The following is a 23,024-nucleotide window of genomic DNA, read 5'->3' as shown; positions in this document are numbered from 1 at the left end:
CGGCTTGTCGCTTGAGGCGGCTCAGGGGACGCTCAAAGGAATCGACAGCTCGCTTCGAAACACATTGTGGGGGTCGATCGCGCGCTTAGTGTCGATCAACCGCCTCGCCAGGTCGCGCCCGTAGTAGAGCTCCAGCCAGCGAGTGTCCAAGGTGCCGCCCTGATGGTCGAGGTATTTCATGTCGACATCGGGGTAGTTGATGTAACAGCCTTCATAGTTGCCATTGTCCGCATAAGGCTTGCCACCCTGGCGTTTGAAGTAGTCGATGTAGAACGCCCTGCACCAGTTCAGGCATGCCTGCTCATGCTCGGGCGATGCCCAATAGACCTGGAGCTGCGACTTCAGCAATGAGTGGCGTTGCGCAACCGAGGTCTGGGAGCCTTGATGGTCGAAGTGATTGATCGCGCCGCCATAGGAATCGATCTGCAAGAGCGCCTGGCTGAGCGCTGGGTCGGTGCTCTCATAAAGGTGTTCCCATATCGCATCGATCTCTTCGGTGCCGAAGTTGGTGATCTGATAGAACGACTTGTACTTGCCGCACTGGTTGCTGCCAGAGCCATTGATCATTTGCGTGAGGTACAGCCAGTCCATCAGGCGTGCATGCTGCAACGGGTCGCTGGCCTTGCACAGTGATTGCTTGGCTGGGTGCCGGTGAACCGGGCCGTGCAGTATGTGATGCGGGCTGACATGCGGGTCGCTGCCCGCCGCCTGGATCATGTGCTGGATGAAACGTTCGAAGGGCTCGGTCTGGCCCTCGCCATCGACACGCCCGTCGACACCGGTGTACTGGACGAGCAAGTTGATATCCCCTGTCGAACGGTGCTGAAGCTTGAGCAGGGAAAACAGGCCGCCATTGGCCTCGTGTGGCGCCGAACTGTTCCAGTGAGCATCGTGGTCGCTGAACCACTGCCAATAGGCCCGTAGGAAATGGCCAAGCTGCGCGGCATTGGCAAAGCGCTCCCATGGCCAGGAAAGCGTCAGCCAATAGCTTTGCTCGGGGGCTTTGGGCAGATCGTCGAAATAATAGTTGAGGATGATCCCGAAATTGCCGCCGCCCGCGCCGCAGCAGGCAGTGAAAAGCTGCTTGTCGACCCCGTCGCTGCGGCGGTGAACGTGCCGAGGTAACAGCGCTTTACCCTCGGGGTCGGGCACCAGGATATCCACTGCGCTGAGCCAATCGACGGTCAGGCCATGCAGGCGTGACAACAGCCCATAACCCCCACCGCAGATGTGGCCACCGGCACCGACGCTGTAGCAGGAGCCTCCAGGAATCACGCGGTTGGCGGCTTTATAGAGTGCAACGTAACCCGCCCAGTTCTGGCTCCCAGCCGCAATGCGAAAACGGTAGCGAGGTACATCGTTGCCGTAAAGCCAGGCGAGATACTTGGGCGCGGTGCGGTAGTAAGGCGAGGTTATATTCCTGGCTTCGTCAAATGCCATGCCGGTCATCTGGCCAATGTCGATGATGGCCAGTGGCAGGCCCTCCTCGCCCGGCAACTTGTTAGCGACCAAACCTTCGTAGCAGTGCCCCCCAGAGCGCACGGTGATTCTACAACCGCCGGCCAATGCGTCATTGGCGGCGTCGGCAACCTGCTCGGCGGTACTGCAGACATAGATGAAATCGGCTCCCCCACCGGCCGTAGGCCAGCGGAGGTTAAAGCCCTTCTGCAAGGTGACGTGGCGAGTGTCGTGGGTGTCGATCTTGACGTATGACGGCATGGCAGCGGCTCCGATGCGCTTTATGCAATACGTCAAGGTCTAGCGCACCTTACCGCTACGCCGTTGAAAACCACTTTGCACGCAAAGTCATTTTCAACGGCGCCGCAGCTGACGCTCGGGAATCAGTCGCGCAGGTCCGACTCGTGGATGGGCTGGTCTCGGTGCGTTGCTCGCTGGTATTGCGCGGGCCACACCGCCTTTCGCCCCCCCAGGTCATCGTCGGCATGCAGCGGCCAATAAGGGTCGCGCAACAGTTCGCGGGCTAAAAAGATGAGGTCGGCCTGGCCGGTGCGCAGCGTGTGCTCAGCCTGGGCAGGTTCGGTAATCATGCCTACCGTACCGGTAGCGATCTGCGCCTGTTCCTTGACCTTGGCGGCGAATGGGGTTTGGTAACCCGGCCCGGTGGGGATTTCGGCATTGGCCGCTGTACCGCCGGAGGACACGTCGATCAGGTCCGCACCCAAGTCACGCAGGCGCCTCGACAGCTCCACCGTTTCGTCGGGGTTCCAGCCATCCTCGACCCAGTCGGTGGCCGAGACCCGTACAAACACCGGCAGTGCCGCTGGCCATACGTCACGTACTGCCTTAGTGACCTGGCACACCAGGCGGATGCGGTTCTCGAAACTGCCTCCGTATTGGTCATCGCGCCGGTTGCTCAGCGGTGAAAGAAACTGATGCAGCAGGTAACCATGCGCAGCATGCACCTCCACCACTTCGAAATTGGCTTCCAGGGCTCGCCGGGCAGCATCTACGAAGGCCTGGATCACTTCTTGAATTTGCCCTTCGGTCAATGTTTCAGGAACCGTATGCTTGGGGTCGAAGGCGATGGCCGAAGGGCCTACCGGCACCCACCCGCCCTCTTCGGCCGGCACGCTGCCCGATTTCCCGATCCAGGGCCGCCAGGTGCTCGCCTTACGCCCGGCGTGGGCGAGCTGGATGCCAGGAACAGCGCCCTGGGCGCGGATGAACCGGGTAATGCGCTGCAGCGGTTCGATTTGCTCGTCGGCCCACAATCCGAGATCTTCGGGCGTAATGCGGCCGCGGGCAGTCACTGCGGTTGCTTCTGTGAACACCAGGCCCGCACCACCCACCGCGCGGCTACCTAGGTGCACGAGGTGCCAGTCGTTGGCCAAGCCGTCGACCGAGGAGTACTGGCACATCGGGGAGACGACGATTCGGTTGGGCAGTGTTAGCTCACGCAGAGTGAGCGGTTCGAGCAGCAGACTCATGGGGCACCTCGCAGGCTGTATGAAATCAGTTGATCCAGACTGGCCCTCAAAGTTGCGCCGTCAGCGTGGCTGCATATGGGAAATCATCAGTTGCACCGACTCCACGCCCCGAAAGGCGTTCAGATCGAGCTTGTAGGCCAGCTCAACCCACTTCACCGAAGCATTGGGCCAGAGATCCAGGTCGACGCCAAAGCAGATACCGTCCAGGCGGGCGCGGCCGCATTCACTCTTGAGCTGGACCTTCAAGTGCCGCTCGCCTACCAGGCGCTGGTCGACCAATTGGAATACGCCATGAAACTGCGGCTCCGGGAAATGCTGGCCCCAGGGGCCGGCATGGCGAAGTGCCCGAGCCATGTCGGCATGGAACTCTTCAACCGCCAGCACGCCATCGCTGTAAAGCCGACCGGTCAGGTCACCCTCGGCCAATTGCTCACGGACCTGAGCATCGAACGCTTGGCAGAAGGTCTGGAAATTTGCCTGGGGCAACGTCAGCCCGGCAGCCATGGCATGGCCGCCGTACTTGGTCATAAGCCCGGGATGCAGGGCATCGACCGCGCTCAGGGCATCGCGAACATGAAAACCGGGCACCGAACGCGCCGACCCCTTCAGGGAACCATCACCGGCGTCGGCGAAAGCAATGGTCGGCCGGTGGTAGCGCTCCTTCAGGCGCGAGGCGAGGATGCCGATCACGCCCTGGTGCCAATCAGGGTCGAACAGGCACAGGCCGAAGGGCATGTCCTGCTCGGGGAGGTCCTTGAGCTGAGCCAATGCTTCGCGCTGCATGCTCTGCTCGATGGACTTGCGGTCCTGATTCAAGCCATCCAGCTCGGCGGCCATGTCGCGGGCCAGTGCCGGGTCTTCACACAGCAAGCACTCGATACCCAAACTCATGTCGTCCAGGCGGCCAGCGGCGTTCAGGCGAGGGCCGAGGATGAAGCCCAGGTCGGTGGCGGTGATGCGTGCAGCCTCGCGCCGGGCCACTTCCAGCAACGCCTTGATGCCAGGGCGCGCGCGGCCCGCGCGAATACGCTCGAGCCCTTGGTGCACCAGGATGCGGTTGTTGGCGTCCAAGGGAACGACATCCGCCACGCTGCCCAGCGCCACCAAGTCCAGCAGCTCGCCCAGGTTCGGCTGTGGCCGGGTAGCGTACTGGCCCATGTCACGCAAGCGAGCGCGCAACGCCATCAGCACATAGAAGATCACCCCTACCCCGGCCAGCGCCTTGCTGGGAAACTCGCAACCCGGCTGGTTGGGGTTGACGATCGCGTCGGCCTGCGGCAAGGCTTCGCCAGGCAAATGGTGGTCGGTGACCAGCACCTTCAGCCCCGCTGCCTTTGCAGCCGCGACACCATCGACGCTGGCGATGCCGTTGTCGACCGTGATAAGCAACTGCGGTTGGCGCTCCAGGGCGACCGCAACGATTTCGGGCGTAAGGCCATAGCCGAAGGTGAACCGGCTGGGTACCAGGTAGTCGACGTGCGCAGCGCCAAGCAAGCGCAGGCCTAGAACGCCGACGCTGCTGGCAGTGGCGCCGTCTGCGTCGAAATCGCCCACGATCAGGATGCGTTGGCGTTGTTCGATGGCGGTAACCAGCAGGTCTACCGCTGCGTCGATGCCCTTGAGCTGCTGGTAGGGGATCAACCGTGCCAGGGTTTTATCCAGCTCGCTGGCGCAGGTCACGCCACGGGCGGCGTACAGCCGAGACAACAACGGGGGCAAGTCACCCAGATAAGGCAACTCGGCAGGCACGGGGCGAAGTTCGATACGCATAGGGGCAATCAGGCCGGCAACAGATTCGGTAACAAAACAGGCGCCACCATGCCTCAGCCACGCTCCCCCTTCAACCATTCGAGCTGCACTTCGTGCTGGCCCCGATCATCGGTCACGAATACGTTGCCGTCGCTGATCATGACGTCCCACTTGATGGTGCGCGGCATGTCCTGGGCGAGCACTTCAAGCGCTTCCTGGGGCACGGCGGCGATATTCAGGTTCTTCAAGTGCTGGGCCGCGTCAGCCACCTTGGTGCGCCATACGCGCAGGCTGCCATAGGCCAGCAGGCTGGTGCGTTCAGTACGCCGGGAGCACCAGGTAAGGCGATCGAGGTCTGGCTGGCCGACTTCGATCCAGTGCAGCACTCGGTCATCCAGGCTTTTTTCCCACAAGGCCGGTTCGTCTACGTCTGAAAGGCCGCGCCCGAACGCCAGCTGCTCGTTGTACCAGAGGGCATAGGCCAACAACCGCACCGCCATTCGCTCCTCGGTTTCCGACGGATGGCGGGCGATGGTGGAGCGCACGCTTTCGTAGACGCCTCGGTCAATGTCGGTGAGGTTGAGCTCGAATTTATACGGGGTCGACGGCTGGGCCATGGGCACGCTTCTGCTGGCGAAAAGGGGGCACAGTCTACCGCATGGAGGCGGGCCTTGCCTGGCGGTAGGGCCGCTGTGGTAAAAGGTACGGCTTCGGCGCGGGCCCAGCCGGTCTGCCTCGGGCCCTGGGCAGCGTCCGTTCAGTAGGTGATTGCGGTATGAAATCAAAGTTGGCTTGCGTCTGTACGCTGGCGTTACTGGGTTTTTTCCCCGTGCCGGCAGCATGGGCGCTGCCCACCCTTACGTGGGCCATGCGCGAGCTTCCGCCGCTAACGATCTTCGATGGCCCGCAGAAAGGCCAAGGGGCGGTAGATCAGATGCTCGCCCTGCTTACCCAGGCCATGCCTGAATACGAGCACAAATTTGTGCGCATGAACCGCGCGCGGAGCATTCAGATGCTCAAGGAAAATCACCTCACCTGCGATCCAACCCTGCTATGGACAGCCGAGCGCGCGGGCTTCGCGACATTCTCGATCCGCGCCTTCGCGACCCTGAGTAACGGCCTTATCGTGCGAGCTCAAGACGTGGAGCTGTTCGCCCCCTGGCTGGTGGACGGCGCTATTGACCTGGCTGCGTTGATCAACGCAGGCACGCTACAAGTGGGGATGGTCCCAGGCCGAAGCTACGGTGAAGCGATAGACCCTCTGCTGGCAAATGCACCTGCCCAGGTGCTGGTACCTCACTACGGAAATGACGCCACGGGCAACCTGCTGCAAATGGAACAAATGGGGCGGCTGCACGCGTTTCTGGGTTACTGGATAGAAGCACGCTACCTGGCAACCCAACAAGGCATCGACCCCACGAACCTGCGTTACCTGCCTATCCGCGGCGACAGCCGCTACAAATTCACCTACGTGGCTTGCTCCGATACGCCCGAGGGCCACAGCGCCATCAAATCGATCAATGCTCAGCTGCGCGTACTGCGGCAAAGCTCATTGCCGCTTCTCTACGCGCAATGGCTGCAGCGGGATCAGCAAAGCAGCTATTTGGCCGATGCCCAACGATTTTTTGCGCACGAAGACAGCCACCCCTGAACCCGCAAAAAGAAACCCCGCGCGGTGGGGAAGGCCGCGCGGGGTCAATCAAGTGCCGACCTTCGGCACCTGCCAGGTGAGCCCTGGCACCGGAGCACAATGCCAGGGCAACGCCCTTGAAAATTGAGAACCTGCCTGCAAGAGAAGGTTCCGGGAGATTTAGCGCAGGGTCGCAGCATATCCGCGGTGAGCGGCAGCATGGCGCAGTGCAGCAATCATCGAAGGCTCGAGGCGCCCTTCGGCAACCATCAGGTCACGGTGCAGGCCATCGACGACGTCGGTCAGGGAGCGCGTATCCTCGAGCTGAATGCGATGGAACTCGCGAGCCAGTACCGTGGAGCCCAATGGGTCGCTGACCACCAACATGACATGGGCCTCACGACCGGCTGGCGAAAGGACCACCTGATAAGGTGCCAGCGCTTCGCTAAGCAGTTGGCTGATTGTTTCCATGTATCACCCTCTTGTAATGAGCGAATGGCCGCTAATCAATGACCCTGGGCAGCGGTTGAAAGTTCGCTGGCAGGTGGCCATTTGAGGATCGCTGGCGAAAGTGACTGGAATATGTCAGCCCTTGGGGGCTCGAGGGGTAGTTTGGCGATAATGCTCGAGCATCGCATGCAGCGGGCGAGTGGCGGGCTGCAACGGCAGGGTGCCAAGTACACGGATGCCCTCCTTACGCGCCTTGAGCTCCAGAGGGCTCGCCCTGCCCTCGCCTCGCACGATCAATGACATTTGGGGCGGGTATTCGAGCAGGGCGCCTACCAGGGTGCGGTCGCAGCGGCTGTCGACCAAGGCGATATCGGGCGCCCAGCCCCCTTTCAGCGCCTGAGCCAGTGCCGTAACGCCCTCGGCCACGCGCACGTTGAAGACGCCGCAGGCGTTGAGCGCCTGATGCAAGTGAAGTACCTGGGCGGGGTGCTCTTCGATGATAAGCACATTGAGAGAATGCATGCAGCCTCCAGCGAGCAGTGGCGAAACTGCCGGCTACCTTAGGGGGCGACGCAGGTGCGAGCTATGAGACCTTTCCTAAAACGATGTAAGACGCTTCCGAAGGCCTCGAAGCCGGATTGCCCGGCTCCGAGGGCTGGATCAGAGCGGTTTGCCCCGGTTACCATGCTCGGCAACGAAGGCCTGCACGGCGCCCAGGTCGTTGGCCAGCACCGTGCAGCGCTCGGGCCGCTCGAACAGGTCAGCTAAGTGGGCGGGCAAGGCCATGGCCTGGGCAACGCCGGCTTTTTCCACCGCTTCGGGGAATTTTACCGGGTGCGCCGTGCCCAGCACTACCATCGGGGTGTCGAGGCTGCGCCGGCATTCGCGGGCGGCCTTCACGCCGATTGCGGTGTGCGGGTCGAGCACTTCACCGGTAGTGGCGAACACGTCGGCGATGGTCTGGCACGTCGCCTCGTCACTGACTGCCAGCGAATCGAACAGCTTGCGTGCTTCGGTCCAGCGGTCGGGCTCGACGCTGAAACCACCACCGAGCTTGAAGCTTGCCATCAGTTGCGCAAGCACCTCGCCGTTGCGGCCATGCAGGTCGAACAGCAGCCGCTCGAAATTCGACGACACCATGATATCCATCGAGGGCGAGAGGGTCGGGTGCAGGGTTTCCTTCACATACTGGTTGCCGCTCATGAAGCGGTGCAGGATGTCATTGCGGTTGGTTGCCACGATCAGTTGGCTGATCGGCAAGCCCATGTTGCGCGCCAGGTAGCCTGCGAAGATGTCGCCGAAGTTACCGGTGGGCACCGAAAACGCCACAGAGCGCGCTGGGCCGCCTAGCTGCAGGGCTGCGTGGAAGTAGTAAACGATCTGGGCCATGATCCGGGCCCAGTTGATCGAGTTGACCGCCACCAACCGGGTACCCTTGAGGAAGCCCTGATCGGCGAAACTCGCCTTGACCATTTCCTGGCAATCGTCGAAGTTGCCTTCGATGGCAATGTTGTGAATGTTTTCACCGAAAATGGTGGTCATCTGCCGACGCTGCACTTCGGACACCCGTTGGTGCGGATGCAGAATGAAGATATCGACATTGTCGCACCGGCGGCAGCCTTCGATTGCCGCCGAGCCGGTATCACCGCTTGTTGCGCCGATGATCACCACGCGCTCGTCGCGTTTGGCCAGAATGTGGTCGAGCAGACGGCCAAGCAGCTGAAGCGCGAAGTCCTTGAACGCCAGGGTCGGGCCGTGGAACAGCTCCATCACCCATTCGTTGCCACCCAGTTGGCGCAGCGGCGCCACGGCCGCATGGGCGAACTGGCCGTAGGTTTCTTCCAGGATCTTCTTGAAATCGGCGTCGGCGATGCTGCCGGTAACGAACGGGCGCATTACCCGGAAGGCAAGCTCGTGATAAGGCAAGCCGGCCCAGGAAGCGATTTCCTCCTGGGTGAAACGCGGCAGATTCTCCGGCACGTAAAGGCCGCCATCGCTGGCAAGGCCCGCCAGCAATACATCTTCGAAGTTCAGGGCCGGCGCTTTGCCGCGGGTGCTGATGTAACGCATGGTGTCATCCTTCAGGACGGCGGCTCGGCGAGCCGCCACCGGTTAGCTCAGTTGTTCGACGCGGATGCGCACGACCTTGTCGTTCACACCTTCCAAGGCTTCCAGCGCAGCGATGGCGTCGTCGATGCGGCGCTCCACCACGCGATGGGTCAGCAGAATGATCGGCACCAGGCCGTCCTGCTCCTCGGCTTCTTTCTGCATGATCGATTCGATGTTGATACCGCGCTCGGACAAGATGCTTGCCACCTGGGCGAGCACGCCGGGGTGATCCTTGGCCTGGATGCGCAAGTAATAGGCGCTCTCGCAGGCCTCGATCGGCAGGATCGGGTGCGCCGACAGCGAGTCGGGCTGGAAAGCCAGGTGCGGCACGCGGTTTTCCGGGTCGCTGGTCATGGCGCGCACCACATCCACCAGGTCGGCCACAACCGCCGAGGCCGTAGGCTCCATGCCCGCGCCGGCACCGTAGTACAGGGTCGAGCCCACGGCGTCGCCGTTGACCATCACCGCATTCATCACGCCATTGACGTTGGCAATCAGGCGGTCAGCCGGGATCAACGTCGGGTGCACGCGCAACTCGATACCTTCGGCGGTGCTTCGCGCCACACCCAGGTGCTTGATGCGGTAACCCAACGCCTCTGCGTAGTTCACGTCAGCCGTGGTCAAACGGGTGATGCCCTCGGTGTAGGCTTTGTCGAACTGAAGCGGGATGCCGAAGGCAATGGACGCCAGGATGGTCAGCTTGTGCGCCGCGTCGATGCCTTCGACGTCGAAGGTCGGGTCGGCTTCTGCATAGCCAAGTGCCTGAGCCTCGGCCAGTACATCGGGGAAGGTACGGCCCTTCTCACGCATTTCGGTGAGGATGAAGTTGCCGGTGCCGTTGATGATGCCGGCCACCCAGTTGATCCGGTTTGCAGACAGGCCTTCACGGATCGCCTTGATCACCGGGATGCCACCGGCTACGGCCGCTTCGAACGCAACGATCACGCCCTTCGCACGGGCGCGGGCGAAAATCTCATTGCCGTGTACCGCGATCAGGGCCTTGTTGGCCGTGACCACATGCTTGCCGTTGTCGATGGCCTGCAGTACCAGGTCACGGGCGATGGTGTAGCCACCGATCAGCTCGATGACGATGTCGATCTCGGGGTTGCTCGCCACGGCGAACACGTCGGAGCTGGTGGCGGTGCCGGTAATGTCGCAGTGAGGGTTTTGCGAGCGCAGCGCAATCTGGGCGACTTCAATACCACGCCCGGCACGGCGGGCAATCTCCTCGGCGTTACGCTTGAGTACATTGAAGGTGCCGCCACCGACGGTACCTAACCCGCAGATCCCTACTTTGACCGGTTTCACTCTGAACTCCCCATGAAACGACCGGCACTGTGGCCGGCCGCGAAAACCGCCACCCCCTCGGGCGACGTTGTTGATTCGATTAACCCTTGGCGTCGAGCGCCAGCTTGCCCAGCTGCGCTGCCGGCTGATAGCCCGGGATCATCTGGCCATTTTCCAGAATGATCGCCGGCGTACCATTGATGCCGATCTGCTGGCCGAGGGCGAATTGCTTGCTCACCGGGTTCTCGCATTTGGGTGCGTCGACGCTCTTGCCATTGATCAGCTTGCTCAATGAGGCGGGGCGATCCTTGGAGCACCAAACGGCCTGCAGCTGCTCATCGCCTGGCGAATTCAAGCCCTGCCGGGGGAAAGCGAGATAACGCACCTCGATGCCCATGGCATTGAGCTTTGGCACCTCGGCGTGCAGTTTCTGGCAATACGGGCAGGTGGTGTCGGTAAACACGGTAATGACCGATTTCGCCTTACCACCCTGAGCCGGGAACACCACCATCTGGTCCTGCGGGATGGCACCGATCAGCTTGGCAACGCCGGCACGCTCGGCGCGCTCGGTGAGGTTGACCGGCTTGTCGCCCTGGACCTGGTACAGGTAGCCCTGCATCACATACTGGCCGTCGGCACTGGCGTACAGCACTCGGCCGCCTTGCAGGCGTACCTCATAAAGGCCGTTGAGCGGCGCGGGGGCCACGCTTTCGACGGGCACGTCCAGTTGCAGGGTGGCGAGGGTTTTACGGATGGCTTGCTCGGCATTGTCGGCCAAGGCAAAGCTGCTGGCCAGCATCAAGGCAGCAGCGGCAAAAAGGCGAGTCACGCGCATGGGCACTCCTGAAGCAGCGGACAAAGGGCACCGCACCGGGGTTTTCCCAGGGCGGGCCGCGAAACCGTGCAAGCCTACCATGAAATCCGCCACCAAACCCCTGCCTCAGCCGCGTGGATGATGGGCCGCATGCAGCGCCTGCAAGCGAGCCTTGGCCACATGGGTGTAGATCTGGGTAGTGGAAAGGTCCGCATGGCCCAGCAGCATCTGCACCGAACGCAAGTCCGCGCCGTGGTTGAGCAAATGCGTGGCGAACGCATGGCGCAGTGTGTGGGGCGACAGGCTTTTATCGATGCCAGCGACCTGGGCGTGCTGCTTGATCCGGTGCCAGAAGGTCTGGCGGGTCATCTGCTCACCCCGCAGGCTGGGAAACACCACATCGCTGGGGCGCTCGGCCAGCAGCTCGGCCCGGGCACTGCGCATGTACCGCTCAAGCCAGGCGATCGCCTCCTCCCCCATGGGCACCAGGCGCTCCTTGCTGCCCTTGCCGGTGACGCGCAGCACCCCCTGGCGCAGGTTGACTTCGTCTAGGCGCAGGCCCACCAGCTCCGACACCCGCAGCCCGCAGGCATACAGCACCTCGAGCATGGCCCGGTCACGCTCGCCCAGCGGGGTGCCCAGGTCAGGTGCCAGCAACAGGGCCTCGACGTCTTGCTCCGACAGCGACTTGGGCAACGGCTTGCCCAGGCGCGGCATGTCCACCAGCAGGGTCGGGTCAACTTCGATCAGCTCCTCGCGCAGCAGATAGCGATAGAAGCCTCTGGCCCCGGACAGAAAGCGCGCCGTAGAACGTGGTTTGTAACCGTTTTCGACACGCCAGGCCAGGTGGTCGAGCAGCGCGTCCCGGCTCGCGGCGTCCAGCGCCACGTTCCGCTCGGCCAGCCAACCGTTGTAGAGGGCCAGGTCGCTGCGGTAGGCGCTGCGGCTGTTATCCGAGAGGCCTTTCTCCAGCCATAGGGCATCGAGGAATTGATCGATCAGCGGGTGGTCCAGGGCGGGCATCGGCTCAGTACCCAGGCAACACCGGCACCGGCCGCTTCTGCTCGTCGATGGCCACGAAACAGAACACGCCCTCTATCGCCTTTTCCCGGGCTTCGCTGTACATGCTTTCGACGAACACCTCAACGCGCACCTTCAGGCTGGTATTGCCCACATGCACTACCGTGCCCACCAGCTCGACGATGCTGCCGGCGGGTATGGCATGGTTGAAGTCGATCCGGTCGGTAGAAACGGTCACCAGCGGCAGCCGGCAGAAACGCGTCGCAGCGATGAACGACACCTCGTCCATCCAGGCAAGCGCGGTGCCGCCGAACAGGGTGTTGTGGTGATTGACGGTGCCGGGGAACACGGCTTTGGTTACGCGGCTGACGGAAAGCTCCGCACGGCGCTGGATTTCGGCTTCACGCAAGGTCATGGCGGGTACACACACTGGGCAAACAGCGGGCAGTGTACTGCCAGAAACGAAAAAAGCAGCCCGAAGGCTGCTTTTTTTCAAACCGGCACTATTAGGCCAGTTTTTCCTTGATGCGTGCGGCCTTGCCGGACAGATCGCGGAGGTAGTACAGCTTGGCCTTACGCACGTCACCACGACGTTTCACGGTCAGGCTGTCGATGGTCGGGCTGTAGGTCTGAAAGGTACGCTCTACGCCGACACCGTTGGAGATTTTGCGCACGGTGAATGCACTGTTGACGCCACGGTTACGCTTGCCGATGACGACGCCTTCGAAGGCCTGCAGACGGCTACGCTCGCCTTCCTTTACCTTTACCTGAACGATAACGGTGTCACCCGGGGCGAAAGCCGGGATTTCTTTGGTCATCTGCTCTGCTTCGAGGGCGAGAATGATCTTGTTGGTCATGCTGTGCTCCTAAGATGAACCGCCAGGTTCACCATCGATACGTTGTCTATCGTCCCGCTCGCGGAGGTATTCCGCCAGCAGCTTCTGCTCTTCTCCAGAAAGCGAGCGACTTTCCAGAAGATCGGGCCGCCGTTCGTGCGTCCGGCCAACGGACTGCATCAAACGCCAACGCCGGATGTGTGCGTGATTGCCACTGAGCAACACGTCGGGTACACGGCGTTCCGCATACACCTCAGGTCGGGTGTAGTGCGGGCAATCGAGCAAGCCGTCGGTGAAGGAATCTTCTTCCGCCGAGCCTGCATGCCCTAAAGCTCCGGGCAGCAACCGCGTAACCGCATCGATCAGGACCATGGCCGGCAGCTCCCCGCCAGACAGCACGTAATCCCCAATCGACCACTCTTCATCGACATGCGCTTCAATGAACCGCTCGTCGATGCCTTCGTAACGCCCGGCGATGAGAATCAGGGATTGCTCGTTCGCCAGTTGCTTCACGGCCGCCTGCGTCAGCCTGCGACCTTGCGGGGACAGGTAGATCACCTTCGCCGCCTCCCCCGCTGCCTGCCTTGCATCCAGCAGGGCGTCTTCCAGGGGCTTGACCTTCATCACCATGCCAGGGCCACCGCCAAAGGGCCGGTCATCCACCGTGTGGTGCCGATCCGTGGTGTAGCTTCGCGGGTTCCAGCAGTTGACTTGCATCAACCCTTGGCGAACCGCGCGGCTGGTAATGCCGTGTTCCGTGATGGCCGAGAACATCTCGGGAAACAGTGTGATGACATCTACGCGCAGGTTAGCCATTGCCTAGAAGTCCGCATCCCACTCCACCCGCATTTCGCCAGCGGCCAGGTTTACCTCGAGCACGCAGTCGTCCGTATAGGGCAACAGGCGTTCGCGGTCATCCAGGCTGCCCGCGCAGGGCTTGACCACCATCACATCGTTCGCGCCGGTTTCCAGTAGGTGATCGACCTTCCCGAGCAATTCGCCGGGGCCGTTGATAACCTTCAGGCCTTCAAGCTGATACCAGTAGTAATCATCCTGAGCCAACGCTGGCAGCAAGCTGCGCTCGATGCAGATTTCGTAACCAGCGAGCAGGCGAGCCTCTTCGCGGTCATCGAGACCTTTCAACTTCGCGACCAGGACCTTGTTCTGAGAACGGCCGCTGGCCAGTACCGCCTGCTTCACGTCACCTTCGAGCCGGAGCGTCCAGTGCTTGTAGTTCAACAGGTTGTCGATTGGGTCGGTAAAGGAGTAAACCTTCACTTCACCCCGAACGCCGTGTACCGAGACGATCTTGCCGATGACGATCAGGTCAACCGCAGGTGCTGGTGTGGCGTTCATACTGCTCAGGCCGCAGCCTTGGCAGCTTCCTTCAGCAGCTGAGCAACGCGCTCAGACGGCTGTGCACCAGCAGCCAGCCAGTAGCTTACGCGCTCCTGGTTGACGGACAGGCGGATTTCACCACCGGTAGCGACCGGGTTGAAGAAGCCAACGCGCTCGTTGAAACGACCGTCGCGCGCATTGCGGCTATCGGTCACGGTCAGGTGGTAGAACGGGCGCTTTTTCGAGCCGCCACGTGCAAGACGAATGGTTACCATGTGAACATCGTTCCTGTTGTCGGTGCTGCAAATTAAAGGCACAGCCGGGCACTCACGCGCCCGAAAGGCCGCATATTCTCAAGGAATACACGCACTTTTGCAATTGCCTTTTTCCAAATGGCCGACAGGCCGCTCCCTCTCCAGGAGCGGCCGATAGCCAACTTCCTTCACCAGCAGGGTCACAGCCGAGGCATGCCGCCGCCGGGCATCATGCCACCCAGCCCACGCATCATCTTGGCCATGCCACCTTTGGTGGAGAATTTCTTCATCATTTTCTGCATTTGCTTGTGCTGCTTGATCAGCCGGCCGACGTCCTGCACCTGAGTGCCGGAGCCCAACGCGATACGACGCTTGCGCGAGCCGCTGATGATGTCGGGATCGCGGCGCTCGGCCGGGGTCATGGAACCGATGATCGCTTCCATCTGCTTGAACTGCTTCTCGGCCGCGCCCTGGGCGTTGCCCATCTGCGAGAGGTTCACCCCGCCGATGCTGGGCAGCTTGTCCATCAGGCCACCCAGGCCGCCCATGCTCTTCATCTGTACCAGCTGATCGCGGAAGTCTTCGAGGTCGAAACCCTTGCCCTTCTTGAGCTTCTTGGCGAGTTTCTCGGCTTTGTCCTTGTCGAGCTTCTGCTCAGCCTGCTCGATCAGGCTGAGCATGTCGCCCATGCCGAGGATGCGCGAGGCGATGCGGTCGGGGTGGAACGGCTCGAGCGCTTCGCTCTTCTCGCCCATACCGATGAACTTGATCGGCTTGCCGGTGATGTGGCGCACCGAGAGCGCGGCACCCCCACGAGCGTCACCGTCGACCTTGGTGAGCACCACGCCGGTCAGAGGGAGCGCGTCCCCGAATGCCTTGGCGGTGTTGGCGGCGTCCTGGCCAGTCATGGCGTCGACCACGAACAGCGTTTCTACCGGCTTGACCGCAGCGTGCAGCGCCTGGATCTCGGCCATCATGTCGGCATCGATGTGCAGGCGGCCGGCGGTGTCGAGGATCACCACGTCAATGAATTTGAGCTTGGCCTCGCGGATGGCCGCTTCGGCGATGGCCACCGGCTTCTGCGAGATATCGGACGGGAAGAAAGTCACGCCGATGTCGTTGGCCAGGGTTTCAAGCTGCTTGATCGCTGCCGGGCGGTAGACGTCGGCCGACACCACCATCACGCTCTTTTTCTTGCGCTCCTTGAGAAAGCGCGCCAGCTTGCCGGCGGTGGTGGTCTTACCCGCGCCCTGAAGGCCGGCCATCAGCACCACGGCAGGGGGGGCAACGTTGAGGGCGAGGTCTTCGTTGGCCGCGCCCATCACCGACTCGAGCTCGGCCTGAACGATCTTGACGAACGCCTGGCCCGGCGTAAGGCTGCGCGAGACCTCGGTGCCGACTGCTCGCTCCTTGATGGCGTTGACGAACTCCTTGACCACCGGCAGCGCGACATCGGCCTCCAGCAGCGCCATGCGCACTTCTCGCAGGGTGTCCTTGATGTTGTCTTCGCTGAGCTTGGCCTTGCCGGTGACATGGCGCAGCGTCTGCGACAGACGCTCGGAAAGATTCTCGAACATGGGTGATCCTATGCGGGCACGGCAGCCGTGCGGGAGGTAAACGCCTCCCCGGCGGAAAAAATGGCCGCGAGTATAACCCAGAGCGGCGCGCGGCCGACAGCCACCGGCGTGCAGTCTTTCGTGCCATCGGCTTTGTGTGCCACACTCGCGCCTCTATTGGCCGCTCGTCAGTCCCTATGCTTCCTTTGCCTCCCAGCCTGTTCCCCAGCCTTGTGGCGGTCGTGCTCTACGCCGTGGCAACGCTTTTCCAGGGCGTGCGCCTGGCGCGCGGCGCCAAGGCCGACAAACGCATTCTCTGCGGGCTTGGCGCAGTGGCGGTGGCCGCCCATTCGATGGCGCTCGGTAACCAACTGCTGACCCCGCATGGGCTCAACCTGGACTTCTTCACGGCCGCCAGCCTGATCAGCGCGGCGGTCATTGCCCTGACGCTGCTGGCATGCGCCAGCCTGCCGGTGGAAGTGCTATTGGTGCTTCTCTACCCCCTGGGGCTGGTGACGGTGCTGATCGCCGAATTCGCCCCTTCGGGCACGGTGCAGCAGATCGACGAGGAGCCGGGCATCCTGGCGCATATCTTGTTGTCGATCCTGGCTTACGGCCTGTTCACCATCGCAGTCTTCCAGGCGCTGCTGCTGAGGGTTCAGAATTATCAGCTCAAGCACAAGCACCCCACGGGGCTGATCCGCGCCTTCCCGCCCCTGCAAACCATGGAAAGCCTGCTGTTCGGCTTCCTTTGGGCGGGCTGGATCCTGCTCACCGCCTCGTTGGTCTCCGGCTGGCTGTTCCTCGAGAACATGTTCGCCCAGCACCTGGTGCACAAGACGCTGCTGTCCTGCCTGGCCTGGGTGGTGTTCGCCGTGCTGCTATGGGGTCGCCATCGGCTGGGCTGGCGGGGGCACACGGCGAGCCGCTGGACGCTGGCCGGGTTCTGCCTGCTGATGCTGGCGTACTTCGGCAGCAAGCTGGTCCGCGAATACATCCTGCACATCTGAAGGCCTGCCCATGACTTACCTGCCCATGGCCCCGGCCTTTTGCCTGCTGGCCCTGGTGGTGTTCTGGTCGGCACTGCTCAGCGCCATCGACATTGCCCGCCACCACCTGCCCAAGCCCAATCGGCAGACGCGCGGCCATGCGCCCCGGCGCCTGCGCCTGCGCGTGCCGGTGGGCAGCCTTGTGCTGTGCAATACGCTGTGCCGCGCTGCTGCGCTGGCGCTGGGCGTTGGCCTGGCGTGGCAGTACTGGGGTGCCAGCATGGCCTGGCTCGGCGCGCTGGCCACCGCACTGTTGCTGACCGTGGTCGCCGAGTTCATTGGCCGTACACTCGGGCGGCAGCATCCGGAAGCTTTCGTGCTCACGGCCAACAGCCTGCTGCGCCTGCCCATGCGCCTGGCCTGGCCGCTGGCGTGGTTGTTGGAAGGGTTGGCCAACCTGGTGATGCTGCCATTGGCGGCCAAGTCAGGCGCGCAGCCCGGGCATCCTTCCACATCAGCCGGCACCGAACCTGAAGCGCGCCACGAAGAGCCCGCCCGCGCAAGCGCACTGGGCAGCATCCATGCGCTGGAACGCATGACCGTCAATGACATCCTGGTGCCGCGCAGCGATATCGATGGTGTTAACCTCGACGACCCGCTGCCACATATCATGGACGTTCTGATCGGAAGCCGGCACACACGCCTGCCTGTCTACCGTGGCGACATCAACCAAGTCGAGCGTGTGCTCAACACTCGCCAGATCGCGCACCTGCTGCCCGGCCGCGAGCTGACCGAGAACGCGTTGCTGGCAGCCTGCTACGACGCGTATTTCGTACCGGAAGGCACCTCGCTGCAAATGCAGCTGCTCAACTTCCACAAGCAGCAACGCCGGCTCGGCCTGGTTGTGGATGAGTACGGGGAGGTCATGGGCCTGGTAACACTGGAAGACATTCTCGAGGAGATCGTCGGCGAGTTCGAACACGAGCAGGCCGAGCGCAACCCTCATATCCATCCGCAAGATGACGGCCGCCACGTGGCCGATGGCGCCATTGCCTTGCGCGATTTGAACAAGGCGCTTGGCTGGCAGCTGCCCAGCGACGGCCCGCGAACCCTCAACGGGCTGGTCACCGAGGCCTTGGAAAATATTCCGGAAAGCGCTGTATGCCTAAAGATTGGCCGCTATCGCATGGAAATTCTCGAGACCATCGATAACCGCGCGAGCAAGGTGCTGATCTGGCAGGCGCCTGCGCGCCTGTAATCTTCGTTTACACCTTCGCCGGCCCGTTCCTATAATCCAGAGGCTTACCAAGCCCAGCCGGGCCCTGTGCTACCCGCACTCGGGGTGCCCGGCTCAGTCAGCCAGCCTGGATGCTTTCCTTCGCGCTCGCCCTACCCCGGCGGCGCCCTGCCGCCCCATATGGGCGTGCTTCAGTGCTGCGCCACATAACAATTCGCACTGACTGCAGGGACACACCATGACTGCCTCCACCCTCTCGGCCACTCAGGCCGACGCTGCACCGGCCAATTCCGCCGCCCGCGTAGCCACTGCCAGCTTTATCGGCACGGCCATCGAGTTCTATGATTTTTACGTGTACGCCACAGCGGCTGCCCTGGTGATCGGCCCGGTATTCTTTCCGCAGGGCTCGGGCACCGCGCAGATGCTTTCGGCCTTCATCACGTTCGGCATTGCGTTTATGGCCCGGCCGATCGGCTCGGCGCTGTTCGGCCACTTCGGTGACCGCATCGGCCGCAAATCGACCCTGGTGGCTTCGTTGCTGCTGATGGGTTTGTGCACCACCTTGATCGGCGTGCTGCCCGGCTACGACCAGATCGGCTTGTGGGCGCCTGCCCTGCTCTGCCTGTTGCGTTTCGGCCAGGGCCTGGGCCTGGGCGGTGAATGGGGTGGCGCAGCACTGCTGGCCACCGAAAATGCGCCGCCGGGCAAGCGCGCCTGGTTCGGGATGTTCCCGCAATTGGGGCCTTCGATCGGGTTTCTGGCGGCCAATGGGCTGTTCCTGGCCCTGGCGCTAGGCCTGAGTGACGAGCAGTTCCGCGCCTGGGGCTGGCGCCTGCCGTTCCTGCTCAGTGCGGCGCTGGTAGTGCTGGGGTTGTACGTGCGACTCAGGCTGGCTGAAACACCCGTATTCGCCAAGGCCATGGCGGCGCACGACAAAGCCAAAGTGCCGGTGGTGGAGCTGTTTGCTCGTCACAGCTTGCCGGTACTGCTGGGCGCTCTTTCGATGGTGGTGTGCTATGCGCTGTTCTACATCTCTACGGTGTTTTCGCTGAGCTACGGCGTTTCGACCCTGGGCTACAGCCGCCAGGGGTTTCTGGGGATGTTGTGCTTTGCGGTGTTGTTCATGGCCTTGGCCACACCGATATCGGCCTGGCTCAGCGACCGCTTCGGCCGTAAGCCGGTGTTGCTGGTCAGCGGCCTGCTCGCAGTGGCCTCTGGCTTTGCCATGGCGCCACTGCTCACCCAGGGATCTAGCGCCAGCGTCACGCTGTTCTTGTGCATCGAGTTGTTTTTGATGGGCGCGACCTTCGCACCGATGGGCGCACTGCTGCCGGAGTTGTTCCCCACCCGAGTTCGCTACACCGGCGCTTCGGCGGCGTACAACCTGGGCGGCATCGTCGGCGCCTCGGCAGCGCCGTTCTTTGCACAGAAGCTGGTGACGATGGGCGGGCTTGGCTATGTAGGCGGGTACGTTTCCGGCGCTGCGCTGCTGAGCGTGATCGCCGTGTTGTGCCTGAAGGAAACACGCGACAGCACGCTTTGATGGCGCAGTTTGCGGGGTGGGTGCTCGGCCGTGCCGGGCGCCCACCCCGTGATGCAGTGCAGGAGCGTTACAGCTCGACGCTGATTGCCTGCGAAGCCCGGGTGGCCTTGGCGCGCGCAGCCTCGATGCTTTCGTCGCGGGCCAGCGCAACGCCCATGCGCCGCTGCCCATTCACTTCAGGCTTGCCGAACAAGCGCAGCGCCGTGTCCGGCTCGCTGAGCGCTGCGCCCAAATTGGCGAACGCAGTCTGTGTCGACTGGCCCTCCACCAGCACCACCGCCGAGGCCGACGGCCCGAACTGGCGAATCACCGGCACCGGCAGGCCCAGGATGGCACGTGCGTGCAACGCGAACTGGGAAAGGTCCTGGGAAATCAGCGTTACCAAGCCTGTGTCATGGGGGCGTGGCGAGACCTCGCTGAACCACACCTGGTCGCCTTTGACGAACAGCTCTACGCCGAACAGCCCGCGGCCGCCCAACGCCTCGGTGACCTTGTGCGCCACCCGCTCAGACTCGGCAAGCGCGGCCGGGCTCATGGCCTGGGGCTGCCAGGACTCCTGGTAATCGCCTTTCTCCTGGCGGTGGCCGACCGGCGCGCAGAAGGTGGTACCGCCGGCATGGCGCACGGTCAGCAAGGTGATTTCGTATTCGAAGTCGATGAAGCCTTCGATGATCACCCGGCCCTTGCCTGCGCGCCCGCCTTCCTGGGCGTAGTCCCACGCTTTGCGCAGGTCGGCCTCCGAGCGCAGCAGGCTCTGGCCCTTGCCCGACGAGCTCATCACCGGCTTGACCACACAGGGGTAGCCCAGCTCGGCCACCGCAGCGCTGTATTGCTCGAAGGTATCGGCAAAGTGATAGGGCGAGGTGGGCAGGCCCAGCTCTTCGGCCGCCAGGCGGCGGATGCCCTCGCGGTTCATGGTCAGCTGTGCGGCGCGGGCGGTCGGGATCACGGTGTAGCCTTCGCTTTCCAGCTCCACCAGCGTAGCGGTGGCGATGGCCTCGATCTCGGGAACGATGTAGTGCGGCTTCTCGGCTTCGATCACGGCGCGCAGCGCGGCGCCGTCGAGCATGCTGATCACATGGCTGCGATGAGCCACTTGCATGGCAGGCGCATCGGCGTAGCGATCAACGGCAATCACCTCCACGCCCAGGCGTTGCAGTTCGATCACGACTTCCTTGCCCAGCTCGCCACTGCCGCACAGCAGCACGCGGGTGGCCGTCGGCGACAGCGGGGTTCCGATACGGGTCATGTCAAATCCTCGAGAGAGCGGATGGGCCTGGCCGCGCCGCGGCCTGCGAAAGCGGCGGATTCTACACCAAGGCGCGGCTCAGCGCGGCACCGGCTGACGGCGCGCGCGTGCGGCCATCACCCCCCATACCGCAGTGACGCCGGCAAACTTGGAGAGCAGCGACACGCCAACGACCGCCGGGGTCAGCGCGCCGATCATGCCGAAGAAAATCAGGGTGTCGACCGGGATGCTCAGCGCCGAGCTCAGCCACAGGCGATCACGCAGGGGCCGCCGAGTCACGCTGAACACCAGCCAGTCGATCAGCTCGGAGATCCCGAAGGCCACGGCGCTGGCCAGGGCGATCGCAGGCTCGGCGGTGAAGTACGACAGCAACAGCGCTGCCAGCATGGCCAGCAGCGCGCCATGGCCGAAACGGGCCTGGACCATGTCGCGCAGGATGAACACCAGCCCGCCCCAGGCCGACCAGAGCACGTCAAGTGACGGCGCGGCGGAAAAGGCAAAGTTGATCAGCACCACGCTGCCGATATAGAGAAGCAGGAACATCATGGAGAAGGGGCACGCCGGCGCGAAAAAAGGGCCGGCGATTGTATCACTGCATCAGGCCCTGCGCCCGCGCCCGCTCAGCCAGTTGAGCCAGCACCTGGCGCCGCTCATCATTGTTCATTCGGCCCCAACCGCTGATTTCGCTGGCGGTCCGCTGGCAGCCCAAGCACAGGTCGTGCTCATCCAGCGCACAGATGCTCACGCACGGGGAGCGCACCGGGCGCTCGCGCTCGGTTTCGATCATGGCTGTTCGTCCTCGGCCAGGTCACGGGCGTAGCGCCGGGCGTTTGCCACGTAATGCGCGGCGCTTGCCTCCAGGCGCTGCTTTTGTTCGGCCGTGAGCTCGCGCACCACTTTGCCAGGTGAGCCCATCACCAGCGAGCCATCGGGTATTTCCTTGCCTTCGGGTATCAGTGTGTTTGCGCCAATCAGGCAGTGCCTGCCGATGCGGGCGCCGTTGAGCACCACCGCGTTGATGCCGATCAAGCTGTAATCGCCGACCTGGCAACCGTGCAACATGGCGTTGTGCCCAACCGTTACGCCTTTGCCCAGCGTCAGCGGCTGGCCGGGGTCGGTGTGCATCACACTGCCGTCCTGCACGTTGCTGCCTTCGCCGATGTCGATCAGCTCGTTGTCGCCACGCAGCACCGCACCGAACCAGACGCTGGCATCGGCTTGCAAACGCACCTTGCCAACCACCGTGGCACCCGGTGCGATCCAGCTGCTTGCGTGCGCCTCGACGCGCGCCTCACCCAGGCGGTATTTCATGCTTCAGCCCTCATCGTCAGTTCAGACCGCCACATAGCCGGCCGGTGGTTCATGCATCGAGATGCCCGCATCGAAGGCCACGTTCATCAGCTCGACGATCATGATCGCCGACAGCCCCCAGATCTTGAACCCCTGGTAGCGATAGCTGGGCACGTACCAACTGCGCCCTTGATAATCGATGCGGTGAGTATGCTCGCGCGGGTCATTCAGAAAGAACGACAACGGCACACTGAAGACCGCTGCGATCTCCGCATCATTGGGCCGGTATTCAACGTAATCGGGTATCACCCCTACCCAGGGCGTGACCTTCAACCCATGCTTGGACACCAATGGGCTGAGCGGCCCTGCCACCTCGACCATGCCCGGCGGCAGGCCGATCTCTTCCTCGGCCTCGCGCAGGGCGGTGAACAGCAGGTCTGTGTCCTCCGGGTCGCGGCGCCCGCCGGGAAAGGCCACCTCGCCACTGTGGGTCGAAAGGCCCTTGGCGCGCAGCGTGAGCACCAGCTCCGGCTCGTCGGCGCGGGTAATGGGCATCAACACTGCCGCCTCAGGATAGCGGGCGTCGCTGTGCAACGGCCGCGGGGTATAGCCACTCAGTCGAGTCAACAACTCATCGAGCATGGGGCATGTCCATTCTTGAACGCTTGTTTCGAATCATGCCGCAAAGCGCCGCGCCGCCCAAGCCCCCGCTTGCCCTGTCGACG

Annotated in this window: 25 protein-coding genes; 4 read left to right on the top strand and 21 right to left on the bottom strand. The window is 62.9% G+C overall.

All coding sequences use genetic code 11. The features are described 5' to 3' along the window. Nucleotides 1-21 precede the first annotated feature (21 nt). The 4 genes from F474_RS07660 to F474_RS07645 all read right to left on the bottom strand — a co-directional run bounded on the left by F474_RS07660 (nucleotide 22) and on the right by F474_RS07645 (nucleotide 5,314). On the bottom strand, nucleotides 22-1,719 hold the full coding sequence (locus F474_RS07660; protein ID WP_097088776.1) for an FAD-binding oxidoreductase: 1,698 nt from the start codon (nucleotides 1,717-1,719) through the stop codon (nucleotides 22-24). Between the two features lie 122 nt (nucleotides 1,720-1,841). Beyond that, entirely contained in the window at nucleotides 1,842-2,948 is a 1,107-nt protein-coding gene (locus tag F474_RS07655; RefSeq protein ID WP_097088774.1) for an NADH:flavin oxidoreductase/NADH oxidase, read from the bottom strand. A gap of 60 nt (nucleotides 2,949-3,008) precedes the next feature. Then, nucleotides 3,009-4,718: a single-stranded-DNA-specific exonuclease RecJ gene (gene recJ / locus F474_RS07650; protein WP_097088771.1), complete on the bottom strand. Its 1,710-nt coding sequence runs from the start codon at nucleotides 4,716-4,718 to the stop codon at nucleotides 3,009-3,011. 53 nt (nucleotides 4,719-4,771) lie between these two features. Next, entirely contained in the window at nucleotides 4,772-5,314 is a 543-nt protein-coding gene (locus F474_RS07645) for a YaeQ family protein (RefSeq protein ID WP_097088769.1), read from the bottom strand. A gap of 158 nt (nucleotides 5,315-5,472) precedes the next feature. Between F474_RS07645 and F474_RS07640 the strand changes: the two genes are divergently transcribed. Continuing rightward, nucleotides 5,473-6,348, top strand: a complete 876-nt coding sequence (locus tag F474_RS07640; RefSeq protein WP_097088767.1) for a TIGR02285 family protein — start codon at nucleotides 5,473-5,475, stop codon at nucleotides 6,346-6,348. A gap of 159 nt (nucleotides 6,349-6,507) precedes the next feature. On the opposite strand, the gene F474_RS07635 is transcribed toward F474_RS07640, so the two are convergent. From F474_RS07635 to ffh, 12 genes are all read right to left on the bottom strand, one after another. Further along, nucleotides 6,508-6,798 (bottom strand): DUF3509 domain-containing protein, encoded by a 291-nt coding sequence (locus tag F474_RS07635; protein ID WP_097088765.1) that lies wholly within the window; start codon nucleotides 6,796-6,798, stop codon nucleotides 6,508-6,510. A 114-nt stretch (nucleotides 6,799-6,912) separates the two neighbouring features. Then, nucleotides 6,913-7,299, bottom strand: coding sequence for a response regulator (locus F474_RS07630; protein ID WP_097088762.1), 387 nt, complete (start codon nucleotides 7,297-7,299; stop codon nucleotides 6,913-6,915). Nucleotides 7,300-7,437: 138 nt separating this feature from the next. Further along, on the bottom strand, nucleotides 7,438-8,847 hold the full coding sequence (thrC, locus tag F474_RS07625; RefSeq protein ID WP_097088760.1) for a threonine synthase: 1,410 nt from the start codon (nucleotides 8,845-8,847) through the stop codon (nucleotides 7,438-7,440). A 42-nt stretch (nucleotides 8,848-8,889) separates the two neighbouring features. Beyond that, the gene (locus F474_RS07620; protein WP_097088759.1) at nucleotides 8,890-10,194 is read right to left on the bottom strand and encodes a homoserine dehydrogenase; all 1,305 of its coding nucleotides are present in this window, start codon (nucleotides 10,192-10,194) and stop codon (nucleotides 8,890-8,892) included. A 79-nt stretch (nucleotides 10,195-10,273) separates the two neighbouring features. Continuing rightward, on the bottom strand, nucleotides 10,274-11,008 hold the full coding sequence (gene dsbC / locus F474_RS07615) for a bifunctional protein-disulfide isomerase/oxidoreductase DsbC (RefSeq protein ID WP_097088756.1): 735 nt from the start codon (nucleotides 11,006-11,008) through the stop codon (nucleotides 10,274-10,276). A 105-nt stretch (nucleotides 11,009-11,113) separates the two neighbouring features. Further along, nucleotides 11,114-12,010: a site-specific tyrosine recombinase XerD gene (xerD, locus tag F474_RS07610; RefSeq protein ID WP_097088754.1), complete on the bottom strand. Its 897-nt coding sequence runs from the start codon at nucleotides 12,008-12,010 to the stop codon at nucleotides 11,114-11,116. Nucleotides 12,011-12,014: 4 nt separating this feature from the next. Further along, the gene (locus F474_RS07605; protein WP_097088752.1) at nucleotides 12,015-12,422 is read right to left on the bottom strand and encodes an acyl-CoA thioesterase; all 408 of its coding nucleotides are present in this window, start codon (nucleotides 12,420-12,422) and stop codon (nucleotides 12,015-12,017) included. 91 nt (nucleotides 12,423-12,513) lie between these two features. Further along, a complete protein-coding gene (gene rplS / locus F474_RS07600) occupies nucleotides 12,514-12,864 on the bottom strand; it encodes a 50S ribosomal protein L19 (protein ID WP_097088750.1) in 351 nt (116 codons plus the stop codon). Between the two features lie 9 nt (nucleotides 12,865-12,873). Further along, nucleotides 12,874-13,659, bottom strand: coding sequence for a tRNA (guanosine(37)-N1)-methyltransferase TrmD (trmD, locus tag F474_RS07595; protein ID WP_097088748.1), 786 nt, complete (start codon nucleotides 13,657-13,659; stop codon nucleotides 12,874-12,876). A gap of 3 nt (nucleotides 13,660-13,662) precedes the next feature. Further along, on the bottom strand, nucleotides 13,663-14,199 hold the full coding sequence (gene rimM, locus F474_RS07590; RefSeq protein WP_097088746.1) for a ribosome maturation factor RimM: 537 nt from the start codon (nucleotides 14,197-14,199) through the stop codon (nucleotides 13,663-13,665). A gap of 5 nt (nucleotides 14,200-14,204) precedes the next feature. Then, entirely contained in the window at nucleotides 14,205-14,456 is a 252-nt protein-coding gene (gene rpsP / locus F474_RS07585) for a 30S ribosomal protein S16 (RefSeq protein WP_097088744.1), read from the bottom strand. 179 nt (nucleotides 14,457-14,635) lie between these two features. Next, nucleotides 14,636-16,012 carry a signal recognition particle protein gene (gene ffh / locus F474_RS07580; RefSeq protein WP_097088742.1) on the bottom strand — a complete coding sequence of 459 codons (1,377 nt, stop codon included), beginning with the start codon at nucleotides 16,010-16,012 and terminating at the stop codon, nucleotides 14,636-14,638. Between the two features lie 176 nt (nucleotides 16,013-16,188). Between ffh and F474_RS07575 the strand changes: the two genes are divergently transcribed. The 3 genes from F474_RS07575 to F474_RS07565 all read left to right on the top strand — a co-directional run bounded on the left by F474_RS07575 (nucleotide 16,189) and on the right by F474_RS07565 (nucleotide 19,760). Further along, nucleotides 16,189-17,001, top strand: a complete 813-nt coding sequence (locus F474_RS07575) for an inner membrane protein YpjD (RefSeq protein WP_097088740.1) — start codon at nucleotides 16,189-16,191, stop codon at nucleotides 16,999-17,001. Between the two features lie 10 nt (nucleotides 17,002-17,011). Next, nucleotides 17,012-18,238, top strand: coding sequence for a transporter associated domain-containing protein (locus F474_RS07570; RefSeq protein WP_097088738.1), 1,227 nt, complete (start codon nucleotides 17,012-17,014; stop codon nucleotides 18,236-18,238). A gap of 217 nt (nucleotides 18,239-18,455) precedes the next feature. Then, a complete protein-coding gene (locus tag F474_RS07565; protein WP_097088736.1) occupies nucleotides 18,456-19,760 on the top strand; it encodes an MFS transporter in 1,305 nt (434 codons plus the stop codon). A 67-nt stretch (nucleotides 19,761-19,827) separates the two neighbouring features. Here the strand turns inward: F474_RS07565 and purT are convergent, their stop codons facing one another. From purT to F474_RS07540, 5 genes are all read right to left on the bottom strand, one after another. Beyond that, complete coding sequence (gene purT / locus F474_RS07560; protein ID WP_097088734.1) at nucleotides 19,828-21,009, bottom strand: formate-dependent phosphoribosylglycinamide formyltransferase; 1,182 nt, start codon at nucleotides 21,007-21,009, stop codon at nucleotides 19,828-19,830. 78 nt (nucleotides 21,010-21,087) lie between these two features. After that, the gene (locus tag F474_RS07555) at nucleotides 21,088-21,555 is read right to left on the bottom strand and encodes a VUT family protein (RefSeq protein WP_097088732.1); all 468 of its coding nucleotides are present in this window, start codon (nucleotides 21,553-21,555) and stop codon (nucleotides 21,088-21,090) included. Nucleotides 21,556-21,598: 43 nt separating this feature from the next. Next, nucleotides 21,599-21,796 (bottom strand): DUF1289 domain-containing protein, encoded by a 198-nt coding sequence (locus F474_RS07550; protein WP_097088730.1) that lies wholly within the window; start codon nucleotides 21,794-21,796, stop codon nucleotides 21,599-21,601. Next, nucleotides 21,793-22,320 (bottom strand): gamma carbonic anhydrase family protein, encoded by a 528-nt coding sequence (locus tag F474_RS07545; protein ID WP_097088728.1) that lies wholly within the window; start codon nucleotides 22,318-22,320, stop codon nucleotides 21,793-21,795. Before F474_RS07545 ends, F474_RS07550 begins: the two co-directional genes overlap by 4 nt. Before the next feature lie 21 nt (nucleotides 22,321-22,341). Then, nucleotides 22,342-22,941: a CoA pyrophosphatase gene (locus F474_RS07540; protein ID WP_097088726.1), complete on the bottom strand. Its 600-nt coding sequence runs from the start codon at nucleotides 22,939-22,941 to the stop codon at nucleotides 22,342-22,344. Between the last annotated feature and the right edge of the window lie 83 nt (nucleotides 22,942-23,024).

Origin of the sequence: Pseudomonas sp. URIL14HWK12:I12 (genome assembly GCF_003097135.1) — a bacterium.
In the GTDB taxonomy this organism is placed as follows: Bacteria; Pseudomonadota; Gammaproteobacteria; order Pseudomonadales; family Pseudomonadaceae; genus Aquipseudomonas.
Note: the sequence above shows the minus strand (reverse complement) of the source record. Positions and strands in the feature narration are given on the sequence as shown.